Genomic DNA, 21,340 nt, shown 5'->3' on the forward strand with positions numbered 1-21,340 from the left:
ATGGACAAGGACGAACTGGGGCGGCGCGGCGAGGAGATCGCGGCGGCGCACCTGAGAGACAACGGATTCGAGATCCTCGACCGCAACTGGCGGGTCCGCGAGGGCGAGCTCGACATCGTAGCCCGCGACGGGTCGGCACTGGTCGTGGTGGAGGTGAAGACGCGCTCGTCGACGCGCTTCGGACTGCCGGTCGAGGCCATCACGCGGGCCAAGGCGCAGCGCCTGCGCCGACTCGCCTACGCCTGGGCCGACGAGCACCACGAGCGCTCCCGGCATCTGCGGATCGACGCGGTCGGCATCGTCGCTCCCGGGGGAGTCCCGTCGCAGATCCGGCACCTGCGGGCGGTGGCCTGATGGGCCTGGGGAGGACCTCCGCGGTCGGTCTCGTCGGCTTCGCGGGAGCCGTGGTCGGGGTGGAGGCCCACTCGGCCGACGGCACCCCGGGCATGGTGATCATCGGCCTGCCCGACGCCGCGCTCGCCCAGGCGAAGGAGCGGGTGCGCTCGGCGGCGATCAACTCCGGCAGCACCATCGCCGAATACAAGATCACCGTGAACCTCTCGCCGGCCGCGATGCCCAAGCACGGCTCCACCTTCGATCTCGCCATCGGGCTGGCCGCGCTCGCGTCGCTCCGTGAGGTCGATGCGGAGTCGGTCGCCGCGGTCGTCCACATCGGGGAGCTCGGGCTGGACGGCCGGCTGCGCTCCGTCCCCGGCGTGCTGCCCGCGGTGCTCGCGGCCGCCCGCGAGGGCAGGCGCCGCGTGATGGTCCCCGTCGAGGACCGCCTCGAGGCGGAGCTGGTCGACGGCGTCGAGGTGATCGCGGTCTCCTCGCTGGCGGCGGCCGCCGTCTGGCACGGAGCCGAGTGGGAAGTGCCGGTGCTCCCCGAGGCCGCGCCGCCGTCTGCGACGGTGTCCGAGCCGGAGGCCCGCCTCGACCTCTCCGACGTGGTGGGGAACGAGGAGGCGGCCGAGGCGATGGTCGTCGCGGCGGCGGGCGGGCACCACGTGTTCCTGCTCGGGCCTCCCGGCGCCGGGAAGACGATGCTCGCCTCGCGCCTGCCGGGCATCCTCCCCGACCTCGACGACGACGCCGCGCTGGAGGCCACCTGCATGCGCTCGCTCGTCGGAGCGCCGACCGGTGGCGCGCTGGTGCGCAGGCCGCCGTTCGAGAGTCCGCACCACTCGGCCTCGTCGGCAGCGATCGTCGGCGGGGGCAGCGGCCGCATCCGTCCCGGCGCGGTCGCCCGCGCCACCAGGGGCGTGCTGTTCCTCGACGAGGCCCCCGAGTTCTCGTCCGTCGCCCTCGATGCGCTGCGCCAGCCGCTCGAATCCGGCGTGATCCGCATCCACCGCGCGAACGCCGTCGCCGAGTTCCCCGCGCGGGTGCAGCTCGTCCTCGCGGCGAACCCGTGCCCGTGCGGCCGCTTCGGCATCCCCGGAGAGACCTGCACCTGTGCTCCCTCGGTCCGCCGCCGCTACCTCGCGCGGCTCAGCGGACCGCTGCTCGACCGCGTCGACATCCGCCTGACGGTCCGCCGCATCAGCGCGGCTCAGCTGGCCGCACGTCGAGACACGTCCGGCATGTCGACGGCGCAGGCCCGCGCGCGTGTCGCCGCGGCGCGGTCCCTCGCAGCGGCTCGCCTCGCCTCCACTCCGTGGACGCTCAACTCGGAGGTCTCCGGCGCCTGGCTGCGCTCGGACGCGGTGCGCCCGACCAGTGCCGAGTCCCGCACGCTCGACCGGGCTCTGGAGCGAGGTCTGGTGACCATGCGCGGCTACGACCGGGTCCTGCGCCTGGCCTGGACGCTCGCGGACCTCGACGCGGCCGACCGGCCGAGTGCCGCCCACCTCGCGCGCGCGCTCGTCCTCCGTGGGGGTGCCGCGTGATCCGGCCCGACGCGCTCTTCGACGCCGCGGAGCTCGACGCCGTTCGTCGACTGCTGCCGAGCGGTTCAGCCGATCAGGACTCGGCTGCCGACGGCGAGCCTTCGGGCGAGTCCGGCTGTGCTCGGAGCGCGCTCGTCGACGCTGCAGCCCGATGCGCCTGGAATTCGCTGACCGAGCCCGGCGACTCCGTCGCCGCCCTCCTCATCGAGAGGGTCGGCGCGGCCGAGGCCTTCGCCCACGTCGTGTCCTCGTCGTCCGCGGAGGAGATCCTCGCGCCCCCGCATCGCGCTCCCTCCGACGAAGGAGGCGGGGCGCTCGCGCCTCTCGACTCCGAGGTCGCCGCGCTCCAGTCGGGGCTGGCGCGCTGGCGACCGCGCCTGGACCGCAGGCTCCTGTTCCGACGTCTCGAGATCGCCGAGCGACTCGGCGCCCGGCTGCTCCTGCCCGGGGCTCCCGTGTGGCCCGAGTCGCTCGACGACCTCGGGCCGCACGCGCCACTCCTGCTCTGGCTGCGCGGTGATCCCGCCGCCTTCGATCCGCCGCACCGCCTCGCCCTCGTCGGCGCCCGCGCTGCGACCGGTTACGGCGAGCACGTGGCCGCCGAGCTCGCCGCGGGCGTCGCGGCGCGAGGCGTCTCCGTCGTCTCGGGCGGTGCCTTCGGGATCGACGCGGTCGCCCACCGCGCCGCCCTCGGCTCCGGAGGCCGGACGGTCGCCTTCCTCGCCGGGGGAGCGGACCGCCTCTACCCGACGGCTCACGCCGACCTCCTCCACCGCATCATCGCCACCCCCGGCTGCGCCGTCGCGACGGAGGTCCCGCCGGGCACAACGCCCACCCGCTGGCGATTCCTGCACAGGTACGGTCAATGTATGCGTCGCCCAGAAACACGCAAGGGGAGGCAGGTTGCCCTGCCTCCCCTCGGTCACCTCAGCAGGTGCAGCGGCTGGGCGCCTCGTCGCAGAGGACGCAGACTGACACGAGGTAGCGGTATCCCGCTGTCTCCTGAACCCTCAGTGATGTGTAGTCCATGAGCCCACGATTGCGTGATACTTTTGCTGGGTCAGACAGCGCCGCAGGCTCTGTCCGGCTGGCACCGCTGGATGAAACAGCGGTCTGGTCGGTGTTCATGGGCGGCGGATCTGTTGAACGGCGAATCAGCAAGTTGACCTCATATCAACTTCAAGTCCGTGGAACGCGCGGACGACGGTGCCGAGCGGGACAGACGGGGTCTTGCAGGACCCCGCCTTGCTCGGCACCGCCTAACTTACCGTCCAGGTGTAGTCCAGGATCGGCCCACTAGACGTAGTAGTTACAGCTATGTAGTTATCCACCGGTTCCTCCCCCGTTCATCCACAGGCCGGAGCCTGTGGAACCGCGGAAGGACGCGGATCCGGACGGACCATCCACAGGTGTGGACAGAAGGATCCCGTTCACTGTGTACAACACGCTACGGCGTGTCGGGATGCCCGACTCATGGCTGAAGCACTAACCTCTCGGGCCCAGGGGGGCCATCGACGCCGCGCCAGCAACGGCCAGAGCAGCACCGCCCCCGTGCACCTACTCCTTGGGCGGCTTCACGGCCCAGGCCAGCGTGCCGATCACGACCACCCAGAGCACCGCCTCCGGCAGGGTCACCGGGCCCCGAGGTACGTGACGCGGACCCCCGTACCGCGGCGCTCGATGTACCCGTCCACGTTGCTCGGTGCGAACAGGCGGGTCAGGACCGAGAGGTTCCCGCCGCTGTGCACGTAGGAAAAGGGGTAGCTGAGCGGGCGGACCTTGTTGTCCGCGTCCGAGCGGAACTCCATTACGCGTGTGCCGTTGACCTGTAGCTCGAAGCGGAAGATGTAGTCCCCGCCCGCGGCTGCGCCGTAGACGGACGTGCTGTCGATCAGGTACTCACCGGCTGGCGCGTTGGCGATGACGCCGGTAGCGCCGTTGCCCCACGTGTTCGCCGCCCAAAAGTCATTATCATTTCCCGTGCGCGGGAACTGCCAGACGCGCTGCCGGTTCTCTAGCTTGCCCACGCGCCCCATGACGGCCGCGATTTCATCGCCGCGCTGATTGAGCCGGGTAGCTCCATTTCGGACGCTCTCGGTTGCCGGGACTACTACTAGTCCTGCTGCTGCTGCTGCATCTCCTGTTGCCACGATTGTTCTCCTTAGTTAGCTGTTGTCAAAGTTCTGCCAGGTGGCGCTAGCGCTCACGTTGGCCCATGTAGTGGATTCGGGGACAAGGGTCCAGGCTTCTAGAGGCGTATCCAATACGCCTCTAGTACCAATCGACATTTCGTCCGTCCCGAGGTTGAAGGTCACGCCCATAAGCCGACCCACTACCGGGACAGTGCCCGGGAGTGAGGCGACAATCTCGCACCCGGGAGTGACTGCAAAGTCCGAGACGGCCTCTAGTGAGAGGGTCCGTCCTCGACCCAGAAGACGGGAGAGGATGTAACGCGCTGCACCCTTGACCCGCGGTGACGTACGGTCCAGCACGAGAGTCTTTCGATATCCGCGCGGAGCGTATACGTCCACGTCCGTCCATGACTCGCCGTACTGGTCAGTCCACGAATAGCGAATGACCACGGAGTCAAACCAGCTTTCGCCGTCCGCGTCGATAACGTCCGCTGCGCCTACGAGGTTCCACCCCTCGGCAATACGTACCGAGCCGGGTACCTGGTAGCTGCTATCTACGAGACGCCACTTGCGCTGCTCGTCACAGAAGAGGCGAAGGCCCGCTGCCTCCATAAGCGGAGAGATGAAGTCCCATGCAGTGTCCCCGGTTTGCCAAGTCATTTCATTGTCACCGGTAGTGGCAAGCTCGACCAGACGGCTGACGGAGTTGTTGGCTGTGCCCTCCCACGAGTAGACAACCTCGGGGGGCTGGTTACCGATGGAGTACGCGCCGGAGAAGTACTGACGCTCAGCATTGCCTTGCTCCAAGAGGAACTTATTTGCATAGACGGCGGGCACTCGCCCGCCGAGTACGCCACCGTGGTAGATGCGGATATACGCCTCCGTCGCGCCCACGGGCACGTCAAACGTGACGTACTGGCGCTCCACCTTTCCCGGCGTGAATTCATCCGAGGAGGTCTCCTCAACGTCCTGGTTCGGTACCTTTGTGTACGCCACAATGCGGAAGGCGTTGTCTGCCTTCTCGCCGTTGTAAGCAAACTCCATGAAGGTGTTAGCCGAGAAGGTGTAGGTCTTGCCTGCCTCCATGCCGAGGCGCAGGTTTCCGGCCACACCACCGAGGCTCGCGTAGCTTTCCGTGTCTGCGGTGTTCTGGTCCCGAGGGACGATGCGCAGAGCGTCCCCGGGGTTTAGCGGGTTCTGTGCAACAACCGTTCCGACCGCGCCGGATGACGTACTGATCGACCCGTTGCCGGACGGGCTCGGGTTAGGGAACAGGTTCCTCCGCGTGATCTGCGGCACGGTGGAGTAGTCAATCGACAGCTGCGGCGTCTGCTGAAGCACGGTGAAGAGGGCAGACTTCACGGCCGCAATGGCGGACGTGCTGTTGTAGGTCAGCGGCTCGGTAGTCCGTGCCCACGTCTGAAGCAACGCCTCGTCACTCGTGAGGCCTAGCGATATCTCGCCGGTCCTCGCGTCAATCTCTCGGGAGCGCAGGCCCAGGTCAAAGATGCGCGCGTAGCTTTCTCCGGTGTAGAGGTTCGTCCGCGTAAGAGTGACCAGCAGACGCGGGCCTAGACGCGGGTCAAGTAGCTCGGCCAGGTCCTCGGTTGAATCAGTGTCCACGGCCACAGTGAGCACAGCCTTGATGTACGGCGCCCATCCCTCGTCCAGAGTGACGGAGCCGTCTACTACGGGTAGCTCGACATTGCCGATTGCACGGACAAGCTGTGCCCGTGTTGATAGTTTGAAGAGGTCAGCCATTATTAGATACCCAACTGCTCGACGTAATCGACCGTGTATGTCCACGCCCTACGCGACCCAGAGTCAAGCTCTAGGCGTGCGGTGCCAACGGGAATGTATCCGAACTCAATACCCGGGACCTCGGGGTCAGAAAGGATGAAGACACCGGGTGTTGAGTGGATAGCCTCGCAACGCTGTGCGTCCGCGAGCGTGGCGAAGAGAAGGGACAGGGTACCGGTGCGTAGCCCCGGTGCCCTGTACGTCACCACGGCCTCATCCTTGCCAATGATCGTGTGCGTGATACTGCGCATCTCACGGTCGGACCCAAAGCCGAGTACCAACAGCGGACGGATGACGTCCTGACCCTTGAAGATAGTTGTAGCCATTTACCACACCTGCTGCCCAATCTTTGTAATCTGCCCCTGAACGTTGAGCGTGATGGTCCGGTTCTGCTGCCGGTTGATAGCTGCCACGAGGGGCGAATCGTCTACGTCCAGCTTGATGACGCGGTTCTGGATACCGCTCCACTTGCTGGCTGCATCCGCAATCTTGAGGTTTGTCTCGTCCAGGCGAGCATTACCAGTGACCACGGTTGAGTTGTAGAGGCCGTGCTTATTGATGTTGTCTTGGATGACTCCGCCGACCTCTCCGTACACAGCAACCGTGCGCTCGTGAAGAGCGTTCTCCTCCTGCGCGGCCTGCTTCAGCACGGAACCGGCAAGGCCCTGCTCGTGCATCTTGTCTAGGGCCTCCTGGTGCCGGGTGTTCTCTGTGGTCAGTACCTCATTGAGCGCGTCCTGGTCTCCTGCGCGGGCGCGGATAAGCGTCTGCAGGGAGATGCCGATAGCCTCGGACTCCTTTTGGATTTCGTTCATCTTGCTTGCGTCGGAGATAATGTCCTTGACCTGAGAATTGATGAACTCTGCCGAGGCATACCGGTTACCGGACTCGATCATGTCGTCAAACATGTTCGACGTAAATTCCTCTAGCTCCTCGGCGCGCTTTTGAATCTCGGCAAAGCCGAGGCCCACACCGACCGCGAGCGCAATACCGGCGGCAGCACCGATGGGACCGAAGCCCGCGAGCGCGTTAGCGGCCACCTCTTGGAACGCGTCACCGATGGACTCAGCGGACCCGTCGAAGCTCGCTGCTGCCTCACGGGCGGTAGAGGCTGACTCATCCTTGAAGTCGTCTAGGCCTCGCTCTGCGTCCTTTGTGCCGCGCTTGATGTTGTCGCCAACGTCGTCACCGGCCTTTCGGGACTCACGCTTGGCAACGTCGGCCATTTCCTTAAAGCTCTTCTCTAGCTTCTCGGTAGCCGTCTCGGCCTTCTTAGCGCCCTCCTTGATACCGTCCCCGAGGTTGTCGCCCATCTTGTCGCCGTCCTGCTGGGCAGTGCGGGACAAGTCCTCTAGCGAGTCTTGGACTCTTTCGAGACTCTTCTCGACATCCTTTGTTCCCTTTTGAAAGTCGCGAGTATTCGCGGCAATGCTGATTTCAATTCCCTTAGGCATTGCCTAACCTTTCTCTAGGGCGGTGTTGAATGTATAAACGGTTGTCTGGACCCATAGGCTGGCTATACGCGGGACAATCTCCGCTACTGCTGGGTAGAACACGTAACCGGTCCGCTTGCGAGGCCTGAACTGCATTCGAGTCTTACGGGTGACCTTGTAGTCTTTGCCCTTACTACTGCGGGCATAGTATGTGGTCTTCTTCTCACGGTCCGCACCGAATTCCACGACGTGCTTTTGTTCTCGGGGGAGTAGTCCACCCTGTAGCTTTCGCCCGACGCTTGCGGTACTGAGCGTGACGTTCTGGTTCGAGACTTTGACGCGGGCGGTGGCGACTAACACGCGGTGTTCCAACCGCGTGTTAGCCCGCTCCGCCATTGCCTTTTGGAACTCAGGCTGAACTACTTTCTTGGTCTGCTGGCGGATGTTCTTCTGAATATCCGTGCGAGATTGACGGATAGCCAAGATAGTTGCCTGCAACTCTCGGGAGCTATTGACGTCAATTCTCAGCATTAGACGATCTGCGGCTTTCCGGATACACCGAGCGTGACGGTGGCCTCCTGGATAGCGTTGACGTTTCCACCGATCTGACCCGGTAGCAGGATCACGGATGCCGTGATCTTTGTTGCACCGGTGCCCGCTGCCGGGACGAACTCGACGTTGACAGTCAGGCCCTCATTGTTGAAGAGGTATCGGCTTAGCGACGCGGAGTTGCTGTAATCCTGCAAGAACGTGATAGCGCACTCCCACGTGGCCGAGGACTGGTTGCGGTACGAGGACGCGGGCGTAAGGCCCTGCCAAGTCACGGTGTCCGCGGAGGGTGTGAAGACGACGCTAGAGATAGCGGCCTCGTAATTATCGGCGCCAACCTTAAAGGTTGCATTCTTCATTACGAGTGGAGTAGAGGAGATAGTAGCCATGGCGGTTAGCCTTTCTTTTGAATGTTGATTTCGATATCTACGCGGTATGCGAGGTTGGAGTCGCCGTACAGGTCCTTTGTTGCCTCGGTCCAGCTGAGGCTAGGAATCTCGTCTAGCGCAAAGAGCAGTTCGTTGACCATCTCGTCTACCGAGTCCTCGGCGTTATCGGCGTTGGTGATAGGCGAAATGATGATGACTGCAATAGTTACGGTATGGTAAGACAAAGGCGCACTGGCTGTGGGCTGCACGCTCACTTGCTGCAACTTCACTACCGGCTCGGAGATAGTGTCCAAAGCGACAGCGTGAGGGACGATCTTCCATCCCTTAGGAAGTAGCGGCTTTAGCTCGCCGGCGAGGTACTGACGTGGATTAACCAAGGAATCCCACCGCCTTCTGAGGTCGAAGAATGTTGCGGACAAACTTGTCCAAGGGGTTGGGCCGACTCGTAAAGACGAGGTCGCCTGTCGGATCGAATGACGGGTCCTGCTTGGCAGCGTTGAAGATCGCCCGTGCCTGCATAAGCTGCGCCGTGCGCCATGTGGCGGGCGGCATCTCGCCGTAGCCGAGAGTCGGTGCGTACTCCTCGCACTGCGCGCGCGCTGCGTGGAGTAGCGTCCACAGCAGCACGTCGTCCGAGGGGCCACCGCTGGACCATTCACGCCGGGCTGAGCCCAGCGTGTGCCAGCCGTCCCGCTCGTTGTTCTGGACCACGAAGTACACATCCTCGGCGCGCTCGCGATATCCGATGATGCTGGTTAGCGTGACGGCCAGGGTGTATACCCCATCCGTTGTGAAGAGGCTGCGATCCTCGGGCCAGGCCACGATGATTTCGTCACCGTCAACAACGCCCGCAAGCGTGGTGCCCTCGGGCTCAAAGCTGTTGTAAACCGTGACCTCGGCGCTATCAAAGATGCTGAGGTCGGCGTCATCCGGACCGCGGTTCAATTCGATGACTGCGGACTGTGACGGAATGTCGCCCTCGAAGTAGGGTCCAATCATGCGAGCACTCCCTTCTCGGAGTTGTAGATTGCTAGGACTTGCTGAGGCGTAAGTGCCTTGTCCCACACGCGGAGACGGGCTACTTGCCCGATCATGTAGTTACCCGGACCGGCCGTTAGCTCTACTGCGCCGACCGTGAAGTCACAGGGTGTCCCGTTCAGCCCGTCTGCAAAGGCGTATGGATTCTTGGAGTAGGTGTTGCCTAGCGGGTCTGTGTAGTTGGGGTAACGTTCCGCAATGCCGTTGAGATACGAGATGACTTGCGATCCGTCATAGGTGCCAACGTGCAGCTGCCAGACGCCTCGGGTAAAGCTCTGGTTGGAGGCTGCGTAGTCCCGGCTGAACGGATAGCCGGGTGTCGGCTTGCCGTCCCGGCTTACATGAAAGTTCGCCTTCTCGTCTCCGCCGTAGGTGTTGAGGTCATAGAAGAGCCCGTAAGACCGGCGCGGGTCCGTGTTGTCCTCTTGCCAGCAACCGCCGATGAATCCCGCGTTGGTGTCATTGAGGTTGACCCAGGCAGCTACGGTTACCTGATTGCCGGTCTTGCCGATGTTCAGCCGACCGACAGCGGACAAGTCCAGGCGGAGGAAGCTGTTGCCTGCGAAGTCGATACCCGTCCCGAAAGGCGTAGTCACCCGGGTTGCCGTGCCGGGGCCTGCCTGCGTGAGCGGAAGGTCACCGGCCGTAGACAGGAAGGGCGCTGCGCTCTGGTCGAAATTCCACTGAGCGAGAGGCGTAGGCACAACAACCTTGGCCTGCAAGCTCTTTAGCTTGCGGACCACTCCGCCCGCCATGACGTGCATAGCCGTTGCGTACCCGTGAAACGCGGCCATTAGATGGTGCCCGGGTAGGTGGACTGCAAGTAGCTAGTCGTCGCGGCAAGCTCGGCGCTGCTGAGTATCCGCGGGTAGACGAAGACGGCGGCAATCTCCACGTTGGTGAACGTGGCTAGCGTGCCGTTAGCTGCGAGGCGCAGGCCCGTCTGACCGTTGGTCCCGGCGTCACCCGTTACCACTACTCCGCCAACCGCGAGGCTGGACGACGTGCCATTGCTGGCCGAGGTAAAGACGTTCCATGACGTGTTCACGGAGGACGAGTGGTTCAGCGTGGTGCCGTTAGTCATGCTCCACTTGCTAGACCCGTTAGTCGCGATGTTCGCAACGCCCGAGGTTCCACCGATAAGCACGCGAGATGCAGTAGCCGTGACATAGCGAGCTAGCACGATCTTTGTGTAAGGCTGCGCGGTAGTCGAAATGGCGGCATCCATCTTGTCATCCACGCCGTCAAAGACGAGGCGCTTTAGACCGGATGTGTTCTTGAACGTGACGCCTCCGGAGCCTGCGAATGCGGGCGCTCCGGATACTCGGTTGGCCCAGCTGGTGACAGTGGACCCGTCCGAGACGGTGAAGTCCACGGCCTCGTAACGGTGTACGAAGTCAGTAGGCGGAGTAGGTGCAGCCAGAGGTTCGGCCTCTAGCCAAATGTCGCCGTCAATCATTGCGACCGGCTGGACAGTGCCTACCCAGACCACCGGCGCTGCGGAGGTAGGACGGATGAGGTTCGCGTTGTCGCCGTGCGCCACGGTCTGCACAGAGGCGCCCGAGGCTCCCGCTGCTCCGGCCGGACCAGTAGCTCCCGCGGCTCCCGTGCTGCCTGCGGGACCCTGTGGTCCCGTGGCTCCTGCTGCTCCGGCCGTGCCGGTGTCGCCCTTGGGCCCCTGAGGTCCAGTGGCTCCCTGCGGGCCTGTGGGGCCTGCAACGGTGGACGCTGCACCCGTGGCACCGGTGGGCCCCTGCGGGCCGGTAGCGCCCGTGTCACCCTTGGCACCGGCCGGACCCTGAGGCCCGGCAACGGTGGAGGCTGCGCCGGTGGGTCCCGTAGGACCGGCCGGACCGGTTGCGCCGGTCAGTCCTTGCGGACCCTGCGGACCGGTGGGGCCTGTAGCTCCGGCTGATCCGGCGTCACCCTTGGAGCCCGCGGGACCCTGCGGTCCTACGGGTCCCGCGTCACCCTTGGCACCGGCTACACCGTTGGCGCCTGCCGGACCCTGTGGCCCCTGCAGGCCCTGCGGACCACGGGGACCCTCGGGACCTACAGCGCCCTCAGCAGCCTGCGCGCGCACTGCTGCGCGGGTCAGGCTGTCGGAGTCGATGAGGCCCGCGATACGGCCGTCCAGAGGGACGGGCACCACGGGAGAGGAGGCGCCAAGCGCAGAAGCGGCGTCGTTATCAGGCAATGCGGATTCGGCGGTCATGGCGCCTCCTTTCGGTACTAGCGGTATTAGGCAGGGTTGCTAACAAGCACGATGTGCTTAGGGGAGTCAATGCGGGCTGCCATGTATCCGAAGACTGCCTCGTCAATTCCACCCTTCACAAGGTCGATTGCGGAGACGCGGATAGGCGAACCGGCAAGCTCCTGAGCGGTTGCGGCGTTCTTGTCACCGACGAGGACCTGACCGGCAGCAAGGCCGGAGTGACGGACGAAGTTCAGGCCGAAGATGGTTCCGGAATTGAGGCCCATCTCGCCAGAGACGTACTGAAGCTTGTCCTTGTCCTGCGAGAAGAGAATCTCATCGAAGACGTCAGGAGCGACAACGGCGAAGCTGGCGTTACCGCGTGCATCGTCAATGGAGCGAATAGCCTGGAGAATCTTGGAGACGCCGGGGGAGCGGGTTCCGTAGCTGGCAGTAGTACCACCGGCAAGCTTTGTGGCGGCGTTCTTAACCTCGTTGAAGATGTAGGTGTCGCTGACCTCTGCGTAGCTGTCTACGACTAGCTCAAGGAAGCGGCCGATTACGCCAGTCTCGTTGAAGTCGTAGAACTCACGTGCAATGTCAACACCGTGTGCCCAGCGGACTGCCTTGTAGGTGTAGCTCTCAACGGTTGCGGAGGAGCTACCGATTTCGGTCTTGTTACCGGCCCAGGGCTGAACAACGGGCTTGTTGACAAACCTCCACCCCTTGTTCTCAAGAGCGGTCAGCGGGGCGGAGTTGAGAAGGGGAATGAACTTCCGCTCGTAACGGCGTCCGCTCCATAGCTCGCCAACAAAGTTTGTCTGGACAACGCCGGAGCCGAGGCTGTTAGCGGTGTCATACTTGATGTCACCCAAAGCAGCGTGCAGAGTCTGGCTAGAAGACAGGTCCTCTAGCTCAGCGCGTGCGTCACGGTCATTGCCCTTAGCGCGGGTGATTAGGTCGAGAACTCCGCGTACGGAGTGGTCGGCAGCAGCGGCTGCCAGTGTGTCGGGGGCAGTTGCATTTGCCATTTCGGTTTCTTCCTCTTCTGGGTTAGTGGTTGGTTCTTCTGGTGTTACTTCCTCGGAGGGCTCGGCCTCTTCGGTGGTCGGTAGGCGGGACTCGATTGTCGCGAGTGCGTCATAAACGCCGGTCTTGAATTCCGAGACGTTGGCGCGAATGCTTATGAGCAAGTCCTTGGTGGAGGCCTCTTCCGGTGTCTCCTCTGCCTCGTCAATGTCGGCAATGGCTGCGTGTAGCTCGGCACCCGGGAAGGCGCCCTTAGGCACGAATGCAGCGCCGTAGAGACGGCCGGAGACGAGGACACCGCCGCGGGTGCGGACCTCGGCCACATCCACGGAGACGGCGCGACGTGTGCCGTCTGCAATCTCGGCCTGTAGGGTGTCGCCCTCGTCCGTGTCGGCTACGCGGAATGTGGCAATGAGGCCGGTATCCGTGTCTTCTAGATGCGTGATCCGACCAACGGGGTTAGTCGCGTTGTGGTCGTAGGTCATAGCCATTGCCTCGGGGGACCGAGGAATGGTGAGCGTGCCGCGATTGATGGTCAGACGGCCAAGGTTGGTCTGGCCCTCGACGCCCCACGGGAGCAGCGTTCCGCGGTAAGTGCGGGGCTCCTCGGTAGCGTGAAGTTCGCCACTCTCAATCTGGATATCGGTCATGATTAGTCCTCCAAGGGAGCGCCGGTTGCAGGCGGGTTGACTGTCTGAAGTCCGGTCATGTCAAAGCGCACGCGCTGACCGGCGGGTACCACGTCGTCCTGTGAGAGGCGCTGCTCAATCACGGTCGTGTAGAAGGGGATATCGAAGACCAGGAATGCGGAGCGCTCACCCTCGGAAGTCATGTAGGTAAGGGAGCTAGAATCCGCGAGCGTGCCGTCCAACATGGAGGCCCGGACGTTGGCAAGCTGGCCAATGCTGGTGGTCGCGGCATTGCGGCCACTCTCGAAGAGGTTTGCCTCTGCGGTGCCTAGCGCGGTGACGGTGTAGCCACCCTCGGTAAAGAGGATCGCCCCGTCTACGTCGCGGCGTGCAGCCCGGTAACCGTCGATAAGCGCCTTGCGCTCGGCCGGGGTAATCTCGGCCTCGGTGTCGTCACGCTGAATGTGGACCAGAGGAATCGGGTTACGGCTGCGGCCCTGCCACGCAAGCTCCAAGTCACGGGCGCCAGCGATAGTGGAGGAGCCGTCCTTCAAGATGCCGTTGTACGGAGCGTTAATGAAGATCACTGCGTCCTCGTCAACGGGGCTGCCGTCGATGAGGAGATTGCCCTTACCGTCCTGTCCTACCCGGCCACGGTCCACGTGAGCCATGCGGAGGACTTGACCGGCAGTGCCGCGCTCAACCGCGAGGATAGACAGGCCGTCGAAAATCAGGTCCTCAACGATGTGGAACATCCGGTTAAAGGGCGTCTCTGCGCCGTCTGTGCGATAGGCCCAGCTGGGCTGCTCTGGCAAGATGCCGTCCTTGTTGAGGACGCGGAGAGGCAGCGGCGCAATCGTGGAGGTCAGGACGTTGCGGACCTTGGAGACGGCGGGCACCTGTAGTGCAGCAGCGCGGCTGAGGACAGTAGGACTGCCAACCTGTAGCCAGTCATTCCACGCAAGCGCGGGCTGCAATGCCTCAGTGCTCGCAAGTGGCGAATTGATGCCAGAGAAACCGGCCGGGCCCGCTAGGTAATCCGGTCGGTTGTTCTTTCGGAAGAGGTCAAGGAATGCCATTACTTATAGTGTGATGGAATTCTTGACTAGTGATAAATGGAAAAGGGCCCTACATCCGCGCCGTAGTGCGGATGCAGAGCCCTTCTAACTGTTACGGATTACCCGAAGTAAACGCCTCCGGATTCCTTTACCGGGTTATCGTCGTAATAGCGGAGCGCCAAAGAAGCTGCCTCAATCGGTGTGATATCGTCCCCGGGTTCCTTGCGGCCGAACGCCCAGCGTGAGGACCCGCGAGTCCCGCGCTTGATGGTCAGGCGTGCAGCGTCATTGAGGGCGGGCTGGTCGTAGTGCCGGATCGCCTGAGCGTCCAACGTTTTGACGAAGAGTCCGGCTGCGGTGCTGACCTCGGGCCAGCCCTGCGGTGCCAGCTTGGGGCGCGGCGTCATGCGTGCCAGCGCCTCAATCTCAACCTGAGCCGGCGAGCTAGCCTTGTCGTAGAGAACAGGCATAAGCTGTCGCTTATATTTGCCGGCGAGCTCGGACAGCCGAGGAGCAACCCAGCGCGTGCCCTTCCGGTGGTCCAATAGGCCGATGTGGGCAAGGCCGTTCTCGTCTCGGAATGCGGCAACGATGGAGGCGCTGCGCTGCTCGGGGTGGACTGCCACGGCCACCGCGAAGCGTGTAGGTAGTTCAGGAGTCGCGTTCTCAAGGCGACACTTGTCCCACTTCTCGGCGCTCAGGAATGTGGACATTCCCGAGGTCGGCCAGATGTTCAGGTACTCGGCGCAGAACTCGGCCGTGCTCATCTGCCGGAAGTCCTCGGTCAAGTCGTCCGGGTCGAAGTCGTGCGTCAGGCGCGGGTGGGCGGTGGCCCAGACGGCTGGGTCCGCGTGGGTGCCTGTGGTGTCCTCGTCCTCGTCGGGGTCGTAGATGGGCGTCTCCGGGTGCGCTGCGTACTCGACTATCCCAATCTCGCCAGCCCGGCCGCGCTCTAGCGAGTCCCACAGCAGCCCGCTCCGATGCGGTCCTGCGGTACCGGCGATCACCAGCTGCGCCTCAGGACGGCCGAGGAACGTCGGGCTAATCGCGGTGATTAGTTCGCGCGCTAGCTCGGGCTCGTGCTTCTGTGCCTCGTCCAGGAACACCAGGTCCCAGGCGTCACCGCGCCAGCTGTCAGGGATGGGCGGCAGCACCGCGAGCAGCGATCCGTTGTCAAAGGTGATCTTCTCGCCACCGCGTGCCCTATTGATGCGGAAGGGGCGGGTATCGGCGTCGGGGAATAGGCGCTCTAGAGGCGCGACGATATCGCGGAGGAATCGGTCACGCGCCTTCAGTCCGTTCTGCCCTGTGAACGCGAACAGATAGCCGTCCCGGGACAGGCAGCGGCCCAGGCCCAGGGCAAAGACCGATGTTGACTTAGTGCCTCGTCGGGGAATACCCAGCACGTTGGTGCGGTTGAGAGGACGGCCGTTCTCTTTTGTCGCGTTGAGCGCGTCCGCAATCACGAACTGGTGCGGCATGACGGATTTGCGCTTGCCGTCAAGGCCGAGGTACTGACACCCCAAGAGGAATTCGTCTCTCAGCAATTCGGATCGTTCGAACGAAGATACGAATAGGGGACGAGTGGAGCCGTATTCGTCCGCATCCCAGGCATCTGGGAGAAAATAAGTGCTGACCGCAGGCGGGGGTACAGCGGCCTTCTCAAAAACTGGGTCATTCGAACTTTCGTTCGACTCGATAGCGGGCGTCACCCGCTTGCTTGGTCGCTCACTCACTGTGTGTACTCTCGTGTGCCTCGCTCGCATCCCAACCAACAGTGATGCCCTTGTCACTGGCAACGCGAGCCACTACTACTCCGCACTTAGGGCAGTGCTGCTGTGTCTCAGCCATGCTCACTCCTCGTCTGTTACTGATAGTGCGTGTGCCTTGCTGCTGAGCATGGCGCTGTCCACCACACCCGGTGCCCGGTGCAGCGCTGCTGCCACCACCCGCAGGGTCAGCTGCCCACCGTGCGTGGACCCGATGGATACCTGATAGGTCCCACTGCCTGTAGTGATCGTGCCTGTGCCTACTGCCTTAGCCATGTGTGTTCTCCTTCTCTACCATTCCCATAGTCCTTGCTCCTCTACTCTTACTACCTTGGCCTTACCCATTTGCTTAGCCCTGCCTTCCTTGCCACCTGCACTCCTGTTGCACCGGCGATGTGCTGGCCCGATGTTGGACGGGTCATGCGCTAGCTCGGGGGCAATGGCAATGCTGATGATGTGATCGACGTCCCATAGTCGCTGGCCTATCGCGTGACCACACTTGGTGCAGATGCGGTCCTGTATCCCTGGTGCCAGCCGCTTACGCCACATGCTCGAATGCGTGGAGGTCCATAGCCCCGAGCGGTGATGTTGGCTCACTCGTCCTCCCGCTGTAGGTAGCGCTGCTCTACCTCAAGTGCCACGCGGTAGAAGTAGTTATAGAGGACGCTCATTGAGCACCGCCAACCGCATATCGTAGAACTTGTGACAAGTGACGCAACGGGGGCTGTAGTCATCCGGATTGCCGGAGTACCTTAGCGCGTTACCGTTCTTGTCTAGCTCTGTCTGCTCCTGCTCGGAGCCGCCGTTGTAGGACCAGTGGACCGCTTGTCCGGCGCAGCCAACGCAGCGCTGGTCCCTCGCCTTTCCTTGCCTGCGCGCGATCCTGTGATGCGCCTCTCGGTAGGAGGTCTCGCCGGTCGTGAGTACAACGGGCGTCTTGGGCTGCAACGCTCGCCATGCGCGCATGTGGTGCATGGAGCAGAGGGTGCCGCCTGCTTTAGGCGTGCTCTTATCGCACCCCTCTGCGTTGCATGTTTTAGCCATACGTATATTATCTCACGTATTACAGCACTTGTGTTTGAGAAACGTAATTGCTGTAATCGGACCGCAACAGTTTTTCAGCCGAGCCCAGACTGCCCCGCATATACACAGAACTATGCGCCCCCCCCCTACACTACGTGTGTAGGGGGGCAAGCGTATATAGGCCTGTATATAGTCCACCATCCGCGGAAACACGCGGATTTTGGGGCCTTTCCTTATACAAACGGGCATGTTTATAGGGCTCATATACACCCCTATATACACGCAGGACTTGAGCGCGTTGGTTCATGTATTCATAGATTCATAATCATTCATGTTCGTTCATACGATTCATAGCTCGCTGGATTGACCCCGCATACTTTCTCTGTTTACTCCAACACACACGTGTGAGTTTCTGTCACAATGGTTATAGCCGCACAAGTGGCACACCAAATCACAGCTAAAGAAAGCACCCACACAATGAGTTACACACTCGTAGAAATCACCGCAACAACCCTGCCTCTCGTAGCGATCTTTGAGGAAGTCGAGACAAGCCGCGACGGCCGACTACGCGAGGCGCTGCCCGTTATCGCGTTCGGACTGTTCCGGGACCCGGAGGACCGAGGCGCACCGAATATCTCGGTACCGCTCACGCCCGATGACTTCAACGTCTTCCAGCAGCATTACTACGCAAGCCGTCGGACTCTCGAAGCGAAGTTGCCTTATACCGTGGTATACAGCGACAAGCTCTTTGATGAGGTCGCAGAAATTACCGAGACTGACTCCTCCGCTGCCGTAGCGCTGGACGCAGTGTCCGGCACCTGGGCGGTAGTTCGATGAGCGACGTAGCCTCTGTCCAGCTGCCCGATCTGACCCAGTACTCAGCTGAAGACCTAACCGACCTCATCCACTACCTGCGTACGTCTAAGTCTGACAACGCAAACGAATTCCGCAGCGGTGTGCTCAATGCGTTCCAGCAGCGCATGAACAACCACTTTGCCGAGGAGGCGTTGGACCTCTTCCTAGAGGGGGACACGGACCTGGTGCCCATCTCTGAGGCGGAGATTCACGACAGGCCCGCGCCGGAGTGGTGGATTGAGGACCTGGTACAGAAGGGCACGGTTGCCGTGCTCGCCGCACCTGGCGGGCTCGGCAAGTCCTTCCTCGCTATCGACTGGACCCGGCGCATTGCCACCGGCACGCAGTGGAATCACCGGGCCGTAGCTCGGGGCCGCTGCCTGTATGTGATCGCAGAGGGTGCGGGCGCCTTCGGTGTCCGGGTACGGGCGTGGGACGACGCACACAAGCTGACTCCGGACCCGGACTCGATTACCTACCTAGAGGCAGGCGTGAACCTCAGCAATGAACGCAGCGTGGACCGGCTGACCGAGCTAGTGCGCTCGGGCGGGTATGACTTCATCGTCATTGACACGCTCTCGCAGCTGGGCGGCTTTGATGACGAGAACGGCGCAGGCAAGACCGGGCCCAAGATGGCGCTGCACGCAGCTAAGCGCATCCGTGACGCCCGAGAGGGTGCGTCTGTGCTGGTCATTCACCACACCGACGCTAAGGCCACGAAGGCCCGCGGTTCGACCACGATCCGTGACAACGCCGACACGCTGATTATGGCGAAGGGCACATCTTCGGGCTTCACCCTTTCGACCTTTGCCGGTGACGGCGGGAAGCAGAAGGACGGCGAGCCGATCAAGCTCGAAGGATTCTCCGTGGTTGGGCATGCCGAGTCTGCGATTGTCAAGTTTACGGGCGCAGCAGTGAAGGCACAGTCAGACCCGCGTTGGCTGGCAATGCTCACGCTGTTGGATTCTGGCGAACCGGTGAAGGGGACTGAGCTACGCGCGGTCATGGGTGATATGGAAGACACGAGCCAGTATCAGGCTGCAACGCGGTACCTAGGAGATTGCGTAAAGAATGGAATCCTAATAAGGTCCGGCCCAACTAAAATGCCGTTGTTCCAGCTGAGTGCTCCGATTGTCTAACAATCCCTCGCTAATAGGGTATACAGCATTTAGGCAAAAAGAAGAGCCAGACGGCCCACCTCGGGAATGTGCGTCTGGCTCTTCTTCTATTCTACCAAAGGGTAACCATCAATATGTGGGGTTGGGCCGGGTTCGTGCGCCCATCTAAGTATGGCCTAATCATACCGTAGATATCGAAACTTGCTCGCCTTACGGTGGGACCACCCCTGTTCGGGGCTCACCAACCGAAGGACCCTTACAATGACGCACACGATCTTGACCGAACCACGCTGGCGCACCCTCGTCCGCTCCTCCACACCGCTGCTGCCTGACGCGGAAGTGTGGACCCGCCAGGCCGAGGGCTGGGCCTGCTCCCGCATCCTGACGCCCGTACCTCAGCTGTTCACGGACGCGCTGCCCTACACCTACAGCACCACCCTGGTGCAGGGTCGCGAGGCGCCCAAGCTGGTGCCCATTGAGGCGGCGCCGGAGGACCTGGGCGAGCTACGGCCGTGGCAGGCTCAGCTGGGCGAACTCACCAAGGCCGCATGAGCCGAGCGAGCGGGTCACACGTGCTCGATGCTGACCCGCTCCGGCCCCCGGCCCTTGTCCACCCTGACCGAGAAGAGGGAGCGCACAACCTCCCGCTGCCGGTCCAGCCCGAGGCTTGCCCAGAACTCGGGCCACGCGCTGACAGCTGCCTCCTCCTGCTCCGTGTACTCCCGCTCAAACCGGCGATCCCACCACGCACCACGGACGGCCCCGAGGATGTCAGACACCGACTCCCGCGCCCGCTCCTGGTCGATCAGCCGCGTGATCCGCTCGGACTCCTTGCCGAGGCTGGCAAGCGTCCTGGCCACCGAGGCGCGGTTAGCGCCGGGCAGGAGGAAGAGGTCTTGCGCTGCCTCCCGCCGCCGCTCCACGTCCGCGTGCTCCCGCAGTAGGTCGGTCAGCGCGGCGCTGTCGGTCTGCGTGCTGTCCGTGCTGACTGCCCACATGAAGACCTCATCCGAGACGGCCGTGTCCAGCAACGCCTTGGTGATGTGTACGTGATCCGCGGCGGCGCTGCACAAGTAGCCCCGCATGTAGAAGAGGTGCGCCCCGCAGACACCGCACGATGCCAGGCCGGACATAAGGTGGCGCGGCGTCGGACCGGGCGTGGTCTTACGGGTCGGGTCGGTCAGCAGCAGCTGCACCCGCTCCCACTCCTCTAGCGAGACGAGGGGCGTGACGACGCCAGGGGAGTACACGCCCTGGTGCTGCACCCACCCCGCGTACGCCTTATTGCTCAGTACCTCCCGCACCCACCGGGTCCGGCGCCCGCGTGCCACGGAGAGGGAGCGGAGCGAGGCGCCCGCGAGCGCACTAGTAAAGAGGTCCCGTACGTCCTGAGCCTCGGGCTCGCGAGGCGTGAGGTTGCCGGACTCGTATCCGTACCGCCGACGCCCGGGCACGGGTCGGCCCTGCGCGATGTTCTGCACGTTCTTTGCCCGCTGCCGGGCGCCCTTACGCTCAATCTCCGCACGGGCCACAGACGCCTTGATGCGGGCAAACAGACGCCCGTTGTCGGTAGTGAGGTCGGCCTCGCCGGACGCGGTGACGATGAGGACGGAGCGCGTCTCGGCAAGCTCAATCCAGTCCTCCAGCTGCCGGGGCTGCCGGGTCAGGCGGTCCAGGTCCCACACCACGAGGGCGTCAAAACGGCCAGCCTCGAAGGCGGCGAACATCGAGTCATAGGCGGGCCGGGCGACCGCCCGCTTGCTGGCTGACACCGTGTCGCTGAACTCCTCGGTCACTGTCCACCCCCGGGCCTCAGCAAGCGCCAGGCACTCGCCACGCTGGCGGTCCACGGCGAGCCCGTCCGCGTTCGCGTCCTGCGAGATACGGAGGTAGACGGCGGCCTTGACAGTCGAAGCAATCACGCATACATCGTACGGTTTGGCAGCGCAACCGCCTCATCGCCGCCTCCACCGCGGGCACCGTCGTCGTCGAGGCCGGCGCCCGCTCCGGCTCCCTCAACACCGCCGGCCACGCGGCTGCCCTGGGCCGCCCCCTCGGCGCGGTCCCGGGCCCGGTCACGAATGCCTCCTCCGCCGGCTGCCACCGCCTCCTCCGCGAGTACGCGGCGACCTGCGTCACCTCGCCGGCGGATGTGCTCGAACTGCTCGCCGTCGGCGACGCCGACGGATCGTGCCGAGCGCTGACCGCGGCTGAGGCGCGAGTCCTGGCCGTCGTCGAATCCGAAGGAGGCTATGACGCCGCAACCGTCGCCCGGCTCTCCGGGGAATCGCTCGATTCGGCACTGTCGGCGCTGGGTGCGCTCCTCGCAGACGGACGCGTCCACCGTTCCGAGGACGGGGACTGGGAGCGGGCACCCGGGTGAGCGGCCCCGCCGCCGCGGCGCTGTCGGCGGTCCGCCCTACGCTGAAGGGGCA

Annotated in this window: 21 protein-coding genes and 1 pseudogene; 8 read left to right on the forward strand and 14 right to left on the reverse strand. The window is 63.3% G+C overall.

The window, feature by feature from the left end; genetic code table 11:
- From C5C56_RS06115 to C5C56_RS06125, 3 genes are read left to right on the forward strand one after another with little or no spacing between them, the layout of a single operon-like run.
- Entirely contained in the window at window positions 1–354 is a 354-nt protein-coding gene (locus tag C5C56_RS06115; RefSeq protein WP_104223901.1) for a YraN family protein, read from the forward strand.
- Window positions 354–1,889, forward strand: coding sequence for a YifB family Mg chelatase-like AAA ATPase (locus C5C56_RS06120; RefSeq protein ID WP_104319250.1), 1,536 nt, complete (start codon window positions 354–356; stop codon window positions 1,887–1,889). The genes C5C56_RS06115 and C5C56_RS06120 overlap by 1 nt, the downstream gene beginning before the upstream one ends.
- Window positions 1,886–2,920, forward strand: a complete 1,035-nt coding sequence (locus C5C56_RS06125) for a DNA-protecting protein DprA (protein WP_258065594.1) — start codon at window positions 1,886–1,888, stop codon at window positions 2,918–2,920. The genes C5C56_RS06120 and C5C56_RS06125 overlap by 4 nt, the downstream gene beginning before the upstream one ends.
- Before the next feature lie 600 nt (window positions 2,921–3,520).
- Here the strand turns inward: C5C56_RS06125 and C5C56_RS06130 are convergent.
- From C5C56_RS06130 to C5C56_RS18470, 13 genes are all read right to left on the reverse strand, one after another.
- On the reverse strand, window positions 3,521–4,039 hold the full coding sequence (locus tag C5C56_RS06130; protein WP_146083138.1) for a hypothetical protein: 519 nt from the start codon (window positions 4,037–4,039) through the stop codon (window positions 3,521–3,523).
- A 15-nt stretch (window positions 4,040–4,054) separates the two neighbouring features.
- Window positions 4,055–5,782, reverse strand: a complete 1,728-nt coding sequence (locus C5C56_RS06135) for a hypothetical protein (RefSeq protein WP_146086452.1) — start codon at window positions 5,780–5,782, stop codon at window positions 4,055–4,057.
- A 2-nt stretch (window positions 5,783–5,784) separates the two neighbouring features.
- Window positions 5,785–6,147 carry a hypothetical protein gene (locus C5C56_RS06140; protein WP_104319252.1) on the reverse strand — a complete coding sequence of 121 codons (363 nt, stop codon included), beginning with the start codon at window positions 6,145–6,147 and terminating at the stop codon, window positions 5,785–5,787.
- Window positions 6,148–7,275 (reverse strand): hypothetical protein, encoded by a 1,128-nt coding sequence (locus C5C56_RS06145; protein WP_104319253.1) that lies wholly within the window; start codon window positions 7,273–7,275, stop codon window positions 6,148–6,150.
- A gap of 509 nt (window positions 7,276–7,784) precedes the next feature.
- Entirely contained in the window at window positions 7,785–8,192 is a 408-nt protein-coding gene (locus tag C5C56_RS06150; protein WP_104254968.1) for a hypothetical protein, read from the reverse strand.
- Between the two features lie 5 nt (window positions 8,193–8,197).
- Window positions 8,198–8,485: a hypothetical protein gene (locus tag C5C56_RS06155; protein WP_146083136.1), complete on the reverse strand. Its 288-nt coding sequence runs from the start codon at window positions 8,483–8,485 to the stop codon at window positions 8,198–8,200.
- A gap of 76 nt (window positions 8,486–8,561) precedes the next feature.
- Window positions 8,562–9,191: a hypothetical protein gene (locus tag C5C56_RS06160; RefSeq protein WP_104319255.1), complete on the reverse strand. Its 630-nt coding sequence runs from the start codon at window positions 9,189–9,191 to the stop codon at window positions 8,562–8,564.
- Window positions 9,188–9,994, reverse strand: coding sequence for a LamG-like jellyroll fold domain-containing protein (locus C5C56_RS06165; protein ID WP_181137565.1), 807 nt, complete (start codon window positions 9,992–9,994; stop codon window positions 9,188–9,190). Before C5C56_RS06165 ends, C5C56_RS06160 begins: the two co-directional genes overlap by 4 nt.
- Window positions 9,995–10,023: 29 nt before the next feature.
- On the reverse strand, window positions 10,024–10,605 hold the full coding sequence (locus C5C56_RS18125; protein WP_219813875.1) for a hypothetical protein: 582 nt from the start codon (window positions 10,603–10,605) through the stop codon (window positions 10,024–10,026).
- A gap of 866 nt (window positions 10,606–11,471) precedes the next feature.
- The gene (locus tag C5C56_RS06175; RefSeq protein WP_104319258.1) at window positions 11,472–13,103 is read right to left on the reverse strand and encodes a hypothetical protein; all 1,632 of its coding nucleotides are present in this window, start codon (window positions 13,101–13,103) and stop codon (window positions 11,472–11,474) included.
- A gap of 2 nt (window positions 13,104–13,105) precedes the next feature.
- The gene (locus C5C56_RS06180) at window positions 13,106–14,161 is read right to left on the reverse strand and encodes a phage portal protein (protein ID WP_104319259.1); all 1,056 of its coding nucleotides are present in this window, start codon (window positions 14,159–14,161) and stop codon (window positions 13,106–13,108) included.
- 98 nt (window positions 14,162–14,259) lie between these two features.
- Window positions 14,260–15,852: a hypothetical protein gene (locus C5C56_RS06185; protein ID WP_146086453.1), complete on the reverse strand. Its 1,593-nt coding sequence runs from the start codon at window positions 15,850–15,852 to the stop codon at window positions 14,260–14,262.
- A 348-nt stretch (window positions 15,853–16,200) separates the two neighbouring features.
- On the reverse strand, window positions 16,201–16,458 hold the full coding sequence (locus C5C56_RS18470) for an HNH endonuclease signature motif containing protein (RefSeq protein WP_104319261.1): 258 nt from the start codon (window positions 16,456–16,458) through the stop codon (window positions 16,201–16,203).
- A gap of 951 nt (window positions 16,459–17,409) precedes the next feature.
- Between C5C56_RS18470 and C5C56_RS06195 the strand changes: the two genes are divergently transcribed.
- From C5C56_RS06195 to C5C56_RS06205, 3 genes are all read left to right on the forward strand, one after another.
- Window positions 17,410–17,769, forward strand: coding sequence for a hypothetical protein (locus C5C56_RS06195; protein WP_104254959.1), 360 nt, complete (start codon window positions 17,410–17,412; stop codon window positions 17,767–17,769).
- A complete protein-coding gene (locus tag C5C56_RS06200; protein WP_104319262.1) occupies window positions 17,766–18,926 on the forward strand; it encodes an AAA family ATPase in 1,161 nt (386 codons plus the stop codon). Before C5C56_RS06195 ends, C5C56_RS06200 begins: the two co-directional genes overlap by 4 nt.
- A gap of 255 nt (window positions 18,927–19,181) precedes the next feature.
- On the forward strand, window positions 19,182–19,457 hold the full coding sequence (locus tag C5C56_RS06205; RefSeq protein WP_146086455.1) for a hypothetical protein: 276 nt from the start codon (window positions 19,182–19,184) through the stop codon (window positions 19,455–19,457).
- A gap of 14 nt (window positions 19,458–19,471) precedes the next feature.
- Here C5C56_RS06205 and C5C56_RS06210 read toward each other — a convergent pair whose 3' ends face one another.
- Window positions 19,472–20,827 carry a recombinase family protein gene (locus tag C5C56_RS06210; protein ID WP_104319263.1) on the reverse strand — a complete coding sequence of 452 codons (1,356 nt, stop codon included), beginning with the start codon at window positions 20,825–20,827 and terminating at the stop codon, window positions 19,472–19,474.
- Window positions 20,828–20,829: 2 nt separating this feature from the next.
- Here C5C56_RS06210 and C5C56_RS06215 point away from each other — a divergent pair.
- Both C5C56_RS06215 and C5C56_RS17765 read left to right on the forward strand, forming a co-directional pair.
- Window positions 20,830–21,024: pseudogene (locus C5C56_RS06215) on the forward strand (DNA-processing protein DprA); the annotation flags it as partial.
- 33 nt (window positions 21,025–21,057) lie between these two features.
- A complete protein-coding gene (locus C5C56_RS17765; protein WP_181137566.1) occupies window positions 21,058–21,288 on the forward strand; it encodes a hypothetical protein in 231 nt (76 codons plus the stop codon).
- Window positions 21,289–21,340: the final 52 nt, after the last annotated feature.

It is taken from the genome of Rathayibacter sp. AY1D1 (assembly GCF_002932635.1).
In the GTDB taxonomy this organism is placed as follows: Bacteria; Actinomycetota; Actinomycetes; order Actinomycetales; family Microbacteriaceae; genus Rathayibacter.

Excerpts from the sequence above, each read along its gene's own strand:
- C5C56_RS06195 (WP_104254959.1), top strand. The coding sequence starts at position 17,410 with ATGAGTTACACACTCGTAGAAATCACCGCAACAACCCTGCCTCTCGTA.
- C5C56_RS06180 (WP_104319259.1), bottom strand. The coding sequence starts at position 14,161 with ATGGCATTCCTTGACCTCTTCCGAAAGAACAACCGACCGGATTACCTA.
- C5C56_RS06115 (WP_104223901.1), top strand. The coding sequence starts at position 1 with ATGGACAAGGACGAACTGGGGCGGCGCGGCGAGGAGATCGCGGCGGCG.
- C5C56_RS06145 (WP_104319253.1), bottom strand. The coding sequence starts at position 7,275 with ATGCCTAAGGGAATTGAAATCAGCATTGCCGCGAATACTCGCGACTTT.
- C5C56_RS06140 (WP_104319252.1), bottom strand. The coding sequence starts at position 6,147 with ATGGCTACAACTATCTTCAAGGGTCAGGACGTCATCCGTCCGCTGTTG.
- C5C56_RS06160 (WP_104319255.1), bottom strand. The coding sequence starts at position 9,191 with ATGATTGGACCCTACTTCGAGGGCGACATTCCGTCACAGTCCGCAGTC.
- C5C56_RS06120 (WP_104319250.1), top strand. The coding sequence starts at position 354 with ATGGGCCTGGGGAGGACCTCCGCGGTCGGTCTCGTCGGCTTCGCGGGA.
- C5C56_RS18470 (WP_104319261.1), bottom strand. The coding sequence starts at position 16,458 with ATGTGGCGTAAGCGGCTGGCACCAGGGATACAGGACCGCATCTGCACC.
- C5C56_RS06135 (WP_146086452.1), bottom strand. The coding sequence starts at position 5,782 with ATGGCTGACCTCTTCAAACTATCAACACGGGCACAGCTTGTCCGTGCA.
- C5C56_RS06200 (WP_104319262.1), top strand. The coding sequence starts at position 17,766 with ATGAGCGACGTAGCCTCTGTCCAGCTGCCCGATCTGACCCAGTACTCA.
- C5C56_RS06165 (WP_181137565.1), bottom strand. The coding sequence starts at position 9,994 with ATGCACGTCATGGCGGGCGGAGTGGTCCGCAAGCTAAAGAGCTTGCAG.
- C5C56_RS06150 (WP_104254968.1), bottom strand. The coding sequence starts at position 8,192 with ATGGCTACTATCTCCTCTACTCCACTCGTAATGAAGAATGCAACCTTT.
- C5C56_RS06175 (WP_104319258.1), bottom strand. The coding sequence starts at position 13,103 with ATGACCGATATCCAGATTGAGAGTGGCGAACTTCACGCTACCGAGGAG.